At 64.0% G+C, this 12,262-nt stretch carries 13 protein-coding genes; 4 read left to right on the top strand and 9 right to left on the bottom strand.

The window, feature by feature from the left end; all coding sequences use genetic code 11:
- The first annotated feature begins 50 nt into the window (after positions 1–50).
- On the top strand, positions 51–755 hold the full coding sequence (locus AC1DXN_RS12550; RefSeq protein ID WP_477270228.1) for a DUF805 domain-containing protein: 705 nt from the start codon (positions 51–53) through the stop codon (positions 753–755).
- A 49-nt stretch (positions 756–804) separates the two neighbouring features.
- Here AC1DXN_RS12550 and leuB read toward each other — a convergent pair whose 3' ends face one another.
- From leuB to leuD, 5 genes are all read right to left on the bottom strand, one after another.
- A complete protein-coding gene (leuB, locus tag AC1DXN_RS12545) occupies positions 805–1,908 on the bottom strand; it encodes a 3-isopropylmalate dehydrogenase (protein ID WP_477270226.1) in 1,104 nt (367 codons plus the stop codon).
- A 122-nt stretch (positions 1,909–2,030) separates the two neighbouring features.
- Complete coding sequence (locus tag AC1DXN_RS12540; protein ID WP_477270224.1) at positions 2,031–2,381, bottom strand: VOC family protein; 351 nt, start codon at positions 2,379–2,381, stop codon at positions 2,031–2,033.
- Entirely contained in the window at positions 2,378–2,761 is a 384-nt protein-coding gene (locus AC1DXN_RS12535) for a RidA family protein (RefSeq protein WP_477270222.1), read from the bottom strand. The genes AC1DXN_RS12540 and AC1DXN_RS12535 overlap by 4 nt, the downstream gene beginning before the upstream one ends.
- Positions 2,762–3,090: 329 nt before the next feature.
- The gene (locus tag AC1DXN_RS12530) at positions 3,091–4,017 is read right to left on the bottom strand and encodes a hypothetical protein (protein ID WP_477270220.1); all 927 of its coding nucleotides are present in this window, start codon (positions 4,015–4,017) and stop codon (positions 3,091–3,093) included.
- A 62-nt stretch (positions 4,018–4,079) separates the two neighbouring features.
- Positions 4,080–4,685 (bottom strand): 3-isopropylmalate dehydratase small subunit, encoded by a 606-nt coding sequence (gene leuD, locus AC1DXN_RS12525; protein WP_477270218.1) that lies wholly within the window; start codon positions 4,683–4,685, stop codon positions 4,080–4,082.
- A 162-nt stretch (positions 4,686–4,847) separates the two neighbouring features.
- Between leuD and AC1DXN_RS12520 the strand changes: the two genes are divergently transcribed.
- The gene (locus AC1DXN_RS12520; protein WP_477271454.1) at positions 4,848–5,273 is read left to right on the top strand and encodes a GNAT family N-acetyltransferase; all 426 of its coding nucleotides are present in this window, start codon (positions 4,848–4,850) and stop codon (positions 5,271–5,273) included.
- 173 nt (positions 5,274–5,446) lie between these two features.
- On the opposite strand, the gene AC1DXN_RS12515 is transcribed toward AC1DXN_RS12520, so the two are convergent.
- Genes AC1DXN_RS12515 through AC1DXN_RS12500 form a run of 4 tightly spaced genes read right to left on the bottom strand, consistent with a single transcriptional unit; the run spans position 5,447 to position 10,465 of the window.
- The gene (locus tag AC1DXN_RS12515) at positions 5,447–6,613 is read right to left on the bottom strand and encodes an NAD(P)/FAD-dependent oxidoreductase (protein ID WP_477270216.1); all 1,167 of its coding nucleotides are present in this window, start codon (positions 6,611–6,613) and stop codon (positions 5,447–5,449) included.
- A 27-nt stretch (positions 6,614–6,640) separates the two neighbouring features.
- Positions 6,641–8,227, bottom strand: a complete 1,587-nt coding sequence (locus AC1DXN_RS12510; RefSeq protein ID WP_477270214.1) for an ATP-binding protein — start codon at positions 8,225–8,227, stop codon at positions 6,641–6,643.
- On the bottom strand, positions 8,215–8,907 hold the full coding sequence (locus tag AC1DXN_RS12505; protein WP_477270212.1) for a response regulator: 693 nt from the start codon (positions 8,905–8,907) through the stop codon (positions 8,215–8,217). The genes AC1DXN_RS12510 and AC1DXN_RS12505 overlap by 13 nt, the downstream gene beginning before the upstream one ends.
- A 4-nt stretch (positions 8,908–8,911) precedes the next feature.
- Positions 8,912–10,465 (bottom strand): DUF4153 domain-containing protein, encoded by a 1,554-nt coding sequence (locus tag AC1DXN_RS12500; protein ID WP_477270211.1) that lies wholly within the window; start codon positions 10,463–10,465, stop codon positions 8,912–8,914.
- 558 nt (positions 10,466–11,023) lie between these two features.
- Between AC1DXN_RS12500 and AC1DXN_RS12495 the strand changes: the two genes are divergently transcribed.
- Complete coding sequence (locus AC1DXN_RS12495; RefSeq protein ID WP_477270209.1) at positions 11,024–11,914, top strand: HpcH/HpaI aldolase/citrate lyase family protein; 891 nt, start codon at positions 11,024–11,026, stop codon at positions 11,912–11,914.
- Between the two features lie 50 nt (positions 11,915–11,964).
- Positions 11,965–12,171, top strand: coding sequence for a DUF1737 domain-containing protein (locus AC1DXN_RS12490; RefSeq protein WP_477250326.1), 207 nt, complete (start codon positions 11,965–11,967; stop codon positions 12,169–12,171).
- Positions 12,172–12,262 lie beyond the last annotated feature (91 nt).

Here is a 12,262-nt window from a genome sequence, read left to right as displayed (position 1 = left end):
GATATGCCAGAACTTTGAACAGTCTGGAGCGCGAACACGGGGGTGAGCGGATGCGCGGCGAAGTTCTTCACTATGACGAGGCGCAAGGCTTCGGTTTCATCACCGGCGCCGACGGCAACCGCTACACCTTCACGCGGGAGAGCCTGCGCCGCGAGGTGTCGATGGCCAAGGGCACCGCCGTCGAGTTCCAGCCCGGCGGCGGCCAGGCGCGCGACATTTTCTCGATCGGCGCCCAGAATCCGACCGACAGCGCTGCTGCCGCAGCGAGTGCCCCACCGCGCCAGGCAGGCAGCGCGCCCGCGGGGCCACAGCATTTCGGCCGTGCCGCCGAAAACGTGCCCGGCGAACCCACCGATCTGTGGGGCTATTTCTGGCACGCCCTGACGCAGAACTACTTCAATTTCGGAGGCCGGGCCCACCGCAAGGAATATTGGAGCTATTTCCTGTTCTGGGTGGTTTCTCTGCTCATCGTCGGTGGCCTTGGACTGTTCCTCGACGCCAAAATGGGCAATTTCGACAGCGACATGTCGGCAGCGGCAACCGTTGGCCTTTGCGGCACCTTCCTGCTGGCGACATTCCTGCCCAGCCTCGGGATGGCCGTTCGCCGCCTGCACGACATCGGCCTGCCGGGATGGCTCTGTCTGCTGGTCTTGATCCCGACCATCGGCAGCCTGATCATCATGGTCTTCGCGCTGATCCCGACGCAGGCCAAGGAAAACCAGTGGGGACCGGTGCCTGCTGGAGTCAGGGTTTAGAACCGCCGCATCCCCGGCCGTCGCCCAGCGGACGTCGACCGCAATGGGATCAGCCCAGGAACTTGGCGATGATTGCATCGCCCATTGCAACGGTGCCGACCTCGGTCATGCCCTCGGACAAGATATCCTTTGTCCGCAAGCCGTCTTCGAGCACGGCGGCGATTGCCGCTTCGAGCTTGTCGGCCTCATCAACCATGCCGAACGAATAGCGCATGCACATGGCAAAAGACGCGATCATGGCGATCGGGTTGGCGATGCCCTTGCCGGCGATGTCGGGCGCCGAGCCGTGCACCGGCTCATAGAGCGCCTTGCGCTTCTTGGTCTTCACATCCGGCGCGCCGAGCGAGGCCGACGGCAGCATGCCGATCGATCCGGTCAGCATGGCGGCGATGTCGGACAACATGTCGCCGAACAGATTGTCGGTGACGATGACGTCGAACTGCTTTGGCCAGCGCACCAGCTGCATGCCGCCGGCATCGGCCAGCATGTGGTCGAGCTTGACGTCTGAATAGCGCGCCTTGTGGGTCTGGGTGACGACCTCGTTCCACAGCACGCCGGATTTCATCACATTGCGCTTTTCCATCGACGTGACGTGGTTCTTGCGCGTCCGCGCCAGCTCGAAAGCGACGCCCGAAATGCGCTCGATCTCGAACGTGTCGTAGACCTGCGTGTCGATGCCGCGCTTCTGGCCATTGCCGAGATCGATGATCTGCTTCGGTTCGCCGAAATAAACGCCACCGGTGAGCTCGCGCACGATCAATATGTCGAGACCCTCGACCACTTCCTGCTTGAGCGAGGAAGACGCCGCCAGCGCCGGATAGCAGATGGCCGGACGCAGGTTGGCGAACAGTTCCATGTCCTTGCGCAGCCGCAGCAGGCCGGCTTCGGGGCGCACCTCGTAAGGCACCGCATCCCATTTCGGCCCGCCGACGGCGCCGAACAGCACCGCATCGGCCGCCATCGCCTTTGCCATGTCGGCATCGGAGATCGCCGCGCCATGCGCATCGTAGGCGCAGCCGCCGACCAGACCCTCGTCGGTGGCAAAATCGCTGCCGAGCTTGGCGTTCATGGCCGATATCAGCTTCTTCACCTCGGCCATCGCCTCGGGGCCGATGCCGTCGCCGGCGAGCAGGAGAAGATTTTTCGAAGCCATCAGAACCGTCCCAACATCGTTTGGAGAAACCGCGGCCTTGCTAAACGCCAAGCGGTTACAGTGCAAGGGGAGGAATTTCCTCGCCCCCGCCAAGGGCGGGGGAGAGGAACTGGAGTCTGTCATCACCGATGCGAGAGGATATTCACCAATCTGCCATAGGGATCGCGCACATAGAAGCGGCGCACGCCCCAGGGTTCGTCGGCGGGTCCGTATTCGATGGCGAAACCAGCCGTCTTCATCCCATCAAGCGCCGCCTCGACATCGTCGACCTCGATCGACAGATCGGGCACTGGCGTGCCGGAGCCGCCTTCGGCCATGAAGCTGACCTGCACGGTCATTGTCTCTTGCGAGCCGTAGGTGGCGATCCAGCCAAGGTCCATCTTGAGATCAAGGCCGAGCACATCCTGGTAGAAGCGCTTTGCCGCCGCGACGTCCTGCGTGCCTATGTTTGCAACGATGCGCCGGACGTTCATGATCCGCGCCGCAACGCGGTGACTTCGATCTCGATCTTCATTTCCGGCTTGTTGAGCTGGCACACGATCATCGTCGCCGCCGGCCCGATCTCGCCAAAGGTTTCGCCGAGGATCGGAAAGACGATGTCCACGAAGGCCTGGTCGGTGATGTAGTAGTGCGCCCGCACCACGTCGGCCATGGCGAAGCCGCCGTCCTGCAGCGCCTTGGCGATGGTGGCCAGGCAATTGCGCGTCTGCGCCTCGACCGTCTCCGGCATGGTCATGGTCGCGTAATCGTAGCCGGTCGTTCCGGACACGAAACACCAGTCGCCCTGCACCACGGCGCGCGAATAGCCGGCGGTCTTTTCGAAGGGTGAACCGGTGGAGATGAGTTTTCGCATGGTGTCCTCGCGGATTGTTGGCTCGCATCTAGCAGGAGACGCGCTGCTCGGTCGTGGGCCAAGCCGAGGGGATTATTATCACGAAGGCAAAGCGCAACATCGGAGATTGACCGAGACATCCCTCCCGTCGTCATCCCAGGGCGAAGCAAGGAGCGAAGCGACGCGCGCAGACCCTGGGATCCATGCCGTGACCTCGAGGCGTTGCGGCGTTTCAGAATTCTGCACCGTTGAATTCTACGGCAACGGGTGACGGCATGGATCCTCGGGTCTGCGCTCCGCTTCGCGTCGCTCCGCCCGTGGATGACGAAGCCGCGATGGTGTGCCGAGCCCTAGTTCGCCGACCCCAGCGCCTTGTCCAGCGCTTCCTTCACATCCGCCGGCCAGTCCTTCAGCGGCGGCCACGCATTCGGCTCGCCATTGTCGCCGCGCCTGGAGAAGTAGAGCGCGTGCTTGGCCGGGTCGACCGCCATGAAGCCGTCATTGCCGCCGCAATCATGCGGGACGCAGCCGGTGGCGTAGAAGGCGCCGGATGCGGTCTTTTCGGTGCCGCCACCGACCAGCAGGCTGGTCGCCATGTCGGGCATGGTGTCGCCGAGCAGCGTCTTGGCCGCCTTGTAGACGGCCTCGTTGTGGAAGGCGTCGATGATGTTCTGGTATTTGGAGGGGTCGATGTCCTTCCAGTCGGTGCCCGGCTCGGGCGCGTAAGTCAGATCGCCTGAAATCGTCAGCCCTTCGGTTGGCGACCATTGCAGCGCTTGCTGCGAAGCGCCCGGCAGCAGATAGGGCACGAAATAGATGGCGTTGTCGGCGACCGCCGCCGGCGGCGCGCCGCACTCGTCCTGTTCGACTGTGAGGCTCTGGATCTCGCCGCCTTCCGGCTTCCAGACGATCACCGTGGCCGGCCCGCACTGGTTGCCGCCATCGCCGACATTGACCAACGCGACGTTGACGCCGCCAACCTTGACCACCTTGTCGAAGAACACCTCATAATTGCTGGCGAGCTGCTTGCCGTCATAGGCCAGCACCTTCTCGCCATCCTGCTCAGGCTGGGTGATGGTCAGCTGCCCACCCTCGAACGGGATCGGTCCCTGGCTGTCATCGTCGGCCAGAGCCGCATTGCTCGATGCGCCCGGGTTCGCCCCGCCGGACGGATCTTCAGCCGGCACCAGCACCTTGTCCGTCTGTGCATGCGCACCAGCCACCGACATCAACATCCACGCCAGCGCGCAGACGCCGGCAAGAAGCGAACGTGTCATGACCTGTCCCTCCCGTTCAGCCGCCACGAACCCGGCCAGTCGCGGCCGGGTCATCGCACCGCTCAGGCCCAGGGGCGCTCGGCGGCGTTCTTCTTCTCGAACGAGGCAATGGCGCCGGCCTTCTCCATGGTCAGGCCGATATCGTCGAGGCCGTTGAGCAGGCAGTGGCGCTTGAAGTCGTCGAGGTCGAAATGCACCACGCCGCCATCCGGGCCGCGGATTTCCTTGGCCTCGAGGTCGACCGAAACCGTTGCGTTGGAGCCGCGCGAGGCGTCGTCCATCAGCTTCTCCAGATCTTCCGGGCTGACGGTGATCGGCAGGATGCCGTTCTTGAAGCAGTTGTTGTAGAAAATGTCGGCGAACGAGGTCGAGATGACGCAGCGTATGCCGAAGTCGAGCAGCGCCCACGGCGCATGCTCGCGGCTCGAGCCGCAGCCGAAATTGTCGCCGGCGACCAGGATCTGCGCCTTGCGATAGGCCGGCTTGTTGAGCACGAAATCAGGATTTTCCGAGCCGTCATCATTGTAGCGCATTTCGGCGAACAGGCCGGTGCCGAGCCCGGTGCGCTTGATCGTCTTGAGATAATCCTTGGGGATGATCATGTCGGTGTCGACATTGACGATCGGCATCGGCGCGGCGACGCCGGTGAGCTTGGTGAATTTTTCCATGGCTTTTGCCCGTATTTTCGTTGCGGGAGGATTTGCTGACGCCGGTTTACACAAAGGCGCAGGCAATTAAAAGGCGGCTGTTTGAGCCTGGTCTTGGTCCTCGATCAAAAGATCGAGCGCAGCGTCTTCAAAAGCGGCGGCCGCTGGTGCACCTTGGCCGGCATGACATCTCCTTCAAAAATCCTCTATGCCAGCGAGTCGGAACTCGAGACCGCCGAGTTTCGTCGCGTGCTGGTCGAATCCGGCCTCGGCGACACACGCCCCGTCAATGACGACGCCCGGCTGAAAACAATGCTTGCCAATGCCGACCTGGTGCTGACCGCGCGCCTCGACATCGAAGGCAAGCCGCTGATCGGCGTTCTCAGGGCCATGACCGACTTTTCCTGGGTCTGCTACATCTCCGAACTCGCCGTTTCCCAATCGGCGCAAGGACTCGGCATCGGCAAGGGCCTGATGAATGAGGCGCGCCGGCAGCTCGGACCCTCCGTCGCGATCAGCCTCATTTCGATGCCCGACGCCATCGGCTTCTACGAACGCATCGGCATGAAGCGCATGGCGGATGCGTTTTGGTTTGGGCGGAAAGCCTGACGCCTCTTCCTTCTCCCCTTGTGGGAGAAGGTGGATCGGCGCGACAGCGCCGAGACGGATGAGGGGTGCTCCAGCGGAGTGAGACGTTGGTGTTTCCTGGAGCACCCCTCACCCGTCGCCTTCGGTGACACCTTCTCCCACAAGGGGAGAAGGGAAGGTTGCACCTGTCCCGCTCAAATCACATTCAATTCCCGAAACGCCCGCCCCTCGGCGACGCGCTCATAGCCAAACGCCGAGCAATCCACCGTGCGGTAGCCGCCATGCACCAGAAGCTCGGCCAGCGCCTTGCCGACCGCCGGTGCCTGCTGCAGGCCGTGACCCGAGAATCCGTTGGCGAACAGGAAATTCGTCACCTCGGGATGCGGGCCGATCACCGCGTTCTGGTCGAGCGTGTTGTAGTCGTAATGGCCGACCCAGGCGCGGGTCGGTTTGATCGCCTCGAAGGCCGGAATGCGGGTGGCCAGCACCGGCCAGATCACCTCTTCGAACAATGGCCATTCGACATCGAAATCCTGAGGGTCGGCGGGGCCATCGCCGTCTTCCGGCTCGGCGCCGCCGGTGATGTAGACCGAGCCTTCCGGCCTGACATAGATGCCCGAGGGATCGACCAGCAGCGGCATGTCGGCATATCTTTCGCGCGCCTCGAAGACGAAGACGTTGCGCTTGCGCGGCTCCACCGGCAGCGCCAGCCCGGCCATCGCTGAAACCTTGCCGGCATTCGGCCCGGCGGCGTTGATGATTGTGCCGGCCTCCAGCTTGTCGCCATTGTCGAGGCTGACGCTGGTGACGCGGTCGCCCTGTCGTTCGATGCCGGTGACGTCAGCGGTGATGAAATCGATCTTTTTCGCGCGCAGCGCCTTGCGAAACAGCATCAGCATGGCATGCGCGTCGAACCAGCCCTCGCCGCTGCGGCCATAGGCGCCGGCGGTGATGCCCTCGGCCGACAGCCACGAAAACCGCCGCACCAGCGCGTCGGCATCCTCCAGCACGATGTCGGCGCCTTCGGCCATCTGCGCCTCGTGGTTGGCTTTGAGGATCGGCAGCCCGTTCTCGCCGGCCAGGATCAGATAGCCGCCTTCGCGAAAGCCGATATCAGCGTCGGCGCCGAAGGTTTCCGTCAGCCGCCGGAACAGTTTCAGCGTGAACTGCGACAGGCGAATGTTTTCCGGAATGGAGAATTGCTGGCGGATGGAGGCGCAGGAGAGTGTCGTTGCCGCATGCGCAAATTGCGGGTCGCGCTCAACCAGCGCGATCGAGCCGGAAAAGCCTTCCTCGCGCAGATAGTAGGCGATCGAGGACCCGACGATGGCCCCGCCGATGATGACGATGTCGTAGCGCATTTTTTCTCCGCTTCGCCGCCTGCATCCCTACGCAACCGGCACGATAATCTCGAAGCGCGTGCCGCGCCCGGAGTCAACCAGGCGGATCGTACCATCATGCGCTTTCAGGAGGGCCAGCACGATGCCGAGGCCCATGCCGGTGCCGCCACTGTCGCGACGCGTGGTGAAAAACGGCTCGAAAATCCTGTTGCGATTGCTCGGCGAAATGCCGGCGCCGTCATCGCTGACCAGCACCATCGCCTTGCCGCCCGTGCTCGCCGCCGTGACCGAAACCTGCGTCGCGCCATGCCGCGCCGAATTGTCGATGAGATTGGCCAGCACGATCGCGGCGTTTTCCGCCGATATGCGCAGACCGATATCGCCGCCCGCCTCGATGCGAACCGCCACCCTCTCCTCGGCTGGCAGCAGCGCCAGTGCGGCGCCGAGCGATGTGCTTTCACCGCTCGGCGCCAGATTTTCGGCGCGGGCCAAATCGAGCAGGCGCCGCACCAGGAGATTGAGCCGTCCGGCATCGGTGACGATGTTGTTGGAAAACCGCTGCCGCTCGGCCTCGTCCATGGTGCCACCGGAATCGCGCAACAGTTCGGCTGCGCCCTGGATCGCCGTCAGCGGCGATTTGAGTTCATGCGAGACATAGGTGGCAAAGGTCTGGATGCTGTCCGATCGCGCCTGCAGCTTTTCCGCCATGTCGAGAAAGGCGGCGGAAAGCTCGGCCATTTCGCGCGTGCCGTGATGGTCGAGCGGCCGGATCGCCGCGCGGTCGCCTGCGGCGATACGCTCTGTGCGCTCGATCAGCGCGTAGATCGGCCGGCTGACGGTGCGCAGGAAGACGAGGCCGATGAGCAACGTGCCGCCGAGTATGGCGATGGCCGCCAACGTCACCTTGCCGCGCTCGCCATAGAGATGTTTGATGATGTTGTTCGGCGTTCGCGACAGATAGACGACGCCGGCGACCTGTCCCGCGACGGCAACCGGCATGGCGACGAAGACACGCACCTTGGTGCCGCGGCTGACCGAATAGAGCGGCGGCGTTGGCTGGTCGGGGATGCGCAGCCTGAGCGCGCTGGCATAGTGACCGGCAAGTGCTGCGCGCACCTCTTCGACATCGCCGAGCGACAGGCCGATCTCCTCGCGCCCGGCGATGACGATGCCTGAGGGGTCGAGCACCCGAAAGCCGGCCAGCGTGGTTTTCTGCGTGGCGTCAAGAATGCCGGACAGGCGGACGCCGATCGCCGCATAGGCCGGATCAATGGTCGCGGCCTTCGCCACTGGCCGCGTCGGCAGGACATAATCGGAAGCGAGGTCGAGGCGCGGCTCGATCGGATTGTAAGGATAGTTCCGATCGCTGACACCGGCCGCCGGCATCGCCGCGCCGAGCTTCTCCACCGGAATGCCGGCGTCACGCACATCCTGCGCATAGATGGCGGCGAGCACGGCCCCTTGCGCGATCAGCTCGGCCTCGGTCTGGCGGATCAGCTGGTTCTCATAGAGCCGGAAGAAGAACAGCCCGACCAGCGGCAGCGCCATCACCATGATCAGGATGGCGACGACGACAGTGGCCAGGCGCGGCCGCCATTTGCTGCCAATCCATTTGCGGGCGCTCACGCGCTGCATCGGCCGAGCCGGAAGCCGACGCCATGCACGGTCTCTATGCCGTCCATGCAACCCGCCGCCGCCAGCTTGGCGCGGATGTTGCGGATATGGCTGTCGACGGTGCGGTCGGCGACATGGATGTTGGCGGCATAGGCGCTGGCCATCACCGCGTCGCGGTCGAGCACATGCGCCGGCCGCGCCAGAAATCCTCTGAGGATCGAGAATTCTATCCCCGTCAGCGCCAGCGGCTTGCCGTCGAAACTGGCGCTGTGGCTGGCCGGCGCCAGGCTGAGCTTGCCATGCGCGAAATGCCGGTCGTCGGCCGTTTCCGGCGCCGGGCGGGCGCGCCGCAGGATGACGTTGACGCGGGCGACCAGTTCGCGCGGGCTGAACGGTTTGGTGACATAGTCGTCGCCGCCCATTTCCAGCCCGAGGATACGGTCGATCTCCTCGTCGCGCGCGGACAGGAACAGCACCGGCACGTCGGAGCGCTGCCTGAGCCGCCGGCAGACTTCGAGCCCGTCCATTTCCGGCATGCCGATGTCGAGCACGACGAGATCGGGCGCCCGGCGCTCGATGGCCATCAGAGCGGCGGCGCCGTCGGCCACCGCTTGCGTCTTCATGCCGGCCTTTTCCAGCGCAAAGCAGATCACTTCGCGGATATGCGGGTCATCGTCGGCGACGAGGATGTGATGCGGCATGAATCTAGCGGTCCGGCATGGAAGGCTGGGAAGGTTGCGAAGGTGGAGGAAGCACGAGCGGGCCTCTGTTGTCGAGAACCCTGGTCAGCCGCCAGCCGCGAAAGCTCCAGGCGCGCCACTTCTTTTGCTCGGCGATATAGTCGTCGGCCATCTGCAGGTCGACCACCCAGGTGGTCAGATGTCCGGTCTGATGCATGTAGTAGCGATCCAGTGCCGGCAGGGCGACGGCGCCGAATGAGCGCAGATACTCGGCATCGAGCGGCGTGCCGGAGCCGGACATTTCAAGGGAGTGGTCGACATTGTAGTTGGCGATCAGCGCCGCGAAGTTGATGAAGCAGCAGGCATAAAGCGTCGCCGATAACGTCAGAAGATTGGCGGAGGACAGCCATTCATTGGATTTTCCAAGCGCAATGCGGGCGACAATGAGGGCAAGACCTACCGCCACCAGTCCCATCCAGACGAAGGCGGCGATGCGCCAGGAGGTCAGCGCATAGATGCCGACATAGAGATCGAGCCGCAGGATCGACGAGATGACCAGCATGATGTTCTGCGCCACCCAGGCATAGACCAGCCGGCGGATGAGCGGATCGCCTGAGGTTTCGCTGCCGGGCCTGAGCGCCGCCAGCACGAAACCGGCGGCAAGCAGGGCCGTGACGATCAGCGGATAGGCGCCGCGATGCGCATAGGAAGCGTAGCTCAGACCGTCGGGCAGCGCGACCCCGCCCCACAGATAGGTGGCGTCGAGCCCGGTCTGCAGCGCAAACAAGATGTTGAAGACGATCAGCGCGCGCAGAATGGCGGACTTGCCGAAGATGATGTCCTCGATGATCGGTCCGGCCTTTGTCGCGGAGGGCGGGGGCTTGGATAGCGGGCTGACTGGCGCAGGCTTTGCCACACGCGGGATGCGGCGCAGAAAGCGTGGCAGGCGCGGCCGCAGGAAAGCCCAGACGACGACAAGCATCATCAGCCAGAAGGCCAGCCGCATCAGCTGGATCAGGTCGAGCAGCGCCATCAGGTCGATCAGCGAGAACCAGTAGTCGATGACCGGGTTGGCGGCGCCGAACAGCGCGAGAAACACCACGCCGAGGACCAGCGGCATGATCCAGACGGCCAGCGCTGCAAGGCGGATGCGCCGCCGGCCGTACCGACGCGCCGCCTGGCGCCAGCGCAAGAAGTCGCCAGCGAAGCGGAAGGGGCCGGCGAGCAGGAAGAGTGCTGCCTGGCCGGCCATGCGGGCAGGGCTGTATCGCAACCGCTTGGTCAGCGAAAGCGCGAAGATGACCATCGCCACAAGCGCGATCGAGACGGACAGCACGCTGACATTTTCGGCCAGCGGCAGCAGCGCAACGAACAGGGCAGCAGGCTTGAGCCACACCCTGCCGTCGCTGAAGGCAGCAGGATGGACGGCGACGACCGCGCCGGCAATCAAGATGGCGAACAGGAAAACCGTGATGCCGACCGGTTGGCCATAGAAGAAGAAATCCGCCAGCGCGACCAGCAGCACGGCGATGCCGAAGCGGCTGCAATAGCTCGGCGCGCCGATAAGGAACGATGTCATGAGCGGACTTTCCTGGTGATACAACCGACATGTCTGGGTGTGCGGACGAAAGGGAGGAGCGTGGCCTCGCCCCGGGGCGGATCGACGAGCCACCAGCTTTCGTTACGGAGCCGGTACGGCAGGGACCAACGGGGGGTGTTTCGCTGTTGCATGCCGCCCTTGTCGCCTACAGGCATGCGCGCAACTGGGCGGAGCCGAGGAGATTTTCCGCAACCGCGTGCAGTTTTTGTGCAGCAATCGCTTGAGGCCTGCCGCTCATTCTTGCGGGATTAGCGCTGCCCCTCATCGCCCTGCCGGGCACTTCTCCCCGTATAGTGACGGGGAGAAGTGGCTGGCCGCAGCCTCGGCGCCTTCCTTGCAACGCTCGTGATTGGCGAAGCCGTCGATGCGAGCGTCCCTCTCCCCGTCGCTATACGGGGCGAGGATGCCTGCAGGCAGGTGAGGGGCAGCGCCATCTTTGGCGATTGGCTCGTCTCCAACACAGATCAAGCCATGAGTGTCCGAAGCGATTGCCTTGTGTGCTTGCCTCCCCCGCCCTCAGCCGGCATAGATCGCGCTATGACAAGCGAACCCTACCGCCCGCGCCGCTCGGTGCTCTACATCCCGGCCTCGAACGACAAGGCGCTGGCCAAGATCGCGCAGCTTGCCTGCGACGCCATCATCATCGACCTGGAAGATGCCGTAACCCCGGCCGACAAGAGTGCCGCGCGCGAAAAACTGAAGGGCATTTTCGCCAACCGCCCGGTTGCCAACGGCCGGCGCTGCGAGATGGTGGTGCGCGTCAACGGGCTCGCCAGCGTATGGGGCACCGACGATCTGCTGGCCGTTGCCAGCTGCGAGCCCGACGGCATCCTTTTGCCCAAGGTCGCCACGCCGCGCGACATTCTCGAAGTCGGCGATGTTCTGGACGACAATTTTGCCCCCGACGCGGTGAAATTATGGGCGATGATCGAGACGCCAAAGGCCATGCTCAACATCGGCGCCATTGCCGAGCTTGGCCGCGATCCGGCCTCGCGCCTCACTTGTTTCGTTGCCGGAACGAACGATCTGGTCAAGGAGACCGGCGTATCGGCCACCCCTGACCGGCGCTATCTCGTGCCATGGCTGATGCAGATGCTGCTGGCCGCGCGCGCCGGCGGTCTCGACATGCTCGACGGCGTCTTCAACGATTTTCGCGATGCCGACGGCTTTGCCCGCGAATGCGCGGAAGCAGCCGCCATGGGGTTCGACGGCAAGTCGCTTATCCACCCGGCCCAGATCGAGGCCGCCAACCGCGCCTTTGCGCCGTCGCCCGAAGCCTTGGCCGAGGCGCGCGCGATAAAAGAGGCCTTCGCGCTCGCTGAAAATGCCGGCAAGGGCGTGATTGCGCTGGATGGCAAAATGGTCGAACGGCTGCATCTGGCACAGGCCGAAAAACTGCTGGCGAAGGCAGCCGCCATCGGGGCATGATGGCCCTCGATGCTCGCGGGCTACAGGTTATTTACGACAGGAACTGAACCATGAAACTCTACCGCTTTCTGTCCGCTCCGGACGACGCCACCTTCTGCCACAAGGTGACGGCGGCGCTGAACAAGGGCTGGCACCTGTTCGGCTCGCCGACCTATGCCTACGACAAGAAGGCAAAAACCATGCGCTGCGGCCAGGCCGTGGTGAAGGACATCGAAGGTCAGGAATACGGGCCGGACACCAAGCTTAGCGATTGGTAGGCGTTCACCCGCTGCGCAGCTCTTTCGACGCAGGCRGGACAGCGCCCCCCTCTGTCCTGCCGGACATCTCCCCCACGAGGGGGGGGAGATC

Source organism: Mesorhizobium sp. P2_H9 (assembly GCF_056403215.1).
The sequence above is the reverse complement of the archived record's forward strand: the minus strand, read 5'-3'. Positions and strand labels throughout refer to the sequence as shown.

Coding starts and splice junctions, on each gene's coding strand:
- AC1DXN_RS12550 (WP_477270228.1), top strand. CDS start 51: ATGCGCGGCGAAGTTCTTCACTATGACGAGGCGCAAGGCTTCGGTTTC.
- leuB (WP_477270226.1), bottom strand. CDS start 1,908: ATGGCTTCGAAAAATCTTCTCCTGCTCGCCGGCGACGGCATCGGCCCC.
- AC1DXN_RS12540 (WP_477270224.1), bottom strand. CDS start 2,381: ATGAACGTCCGGCGCATCGTTGCAAACATAGGCACGCAGGACGTCGCG.
- AC1DXN_RS12535 (WP_477270222.1), bottom strand. CDS start 2,761: ATGCGAAAACTCATCTCCACCGGTTCACCCTTCGAAAAGACCGCCGGC.
- AC1DXN_RS12530 (WP_477270220.1), bottom strand. CDS start 4,017: ATGACACGTTCGCTTCTTGCCGGCGTCTGCGCGCTGGCGTGGATGTTG.
- leuD (WP_477270218.1), bottom strand. CDS start 4,685: ATGGAAAAATTCACCAAGCTCACCGGCGTCGCCGCGCCGATGCCGATC.
- AC1DXN_RS12520 (WP_477271454.1), top strand. CDS start 4,848: ATGACATCTCCTTCAAAAATCCTCTATGCCAGCGAGTCGGAACTCGAG.
- AC1DXN_RS12515 (WP_477270216.1), bottom strand. CDS start 6,613: ATGCGCTACGACATCGTCATCATCGGCGGGGCCATCGTCGGGTCCTCG.
- AC1DXN_RS12510 (WP_477270214.1), bottom strand. CDS start 8,227: ATGCAGCGCGTGAGCGCCCGCAAATGGATTGGCAGCAAATGGCGGCCG.
- AC1DXN_RS12505 (WP_477270212.1), bottom strand. CDS start 8,907: ATGCCGCATCACATCCTCGTCGCCGACGATGACCCGCATATCCGCGAA.
- AC1DXN_RS12500 (WP_477270211.1), bottom strand. CDS start 10,465: ATGACATCGTTCCTTATCGGCGCGCCGAGCTATTGCAGCCGCTTCGGC.
- AC1DXN_RS12495 (WP_477270209.1), top strand. CDS start 11,024: ATGACAAGCGAACCCTACCGCCCGCGCCGCTCGGTGCTCTACATCCCG.
- AC1DXN_RS12490 (WP_477250326.1), top strand. CDS start 11,965: ATGAAACTCTACCGCTTTCTGTCCGCTCCGGACGACGCCACCTTCTGC.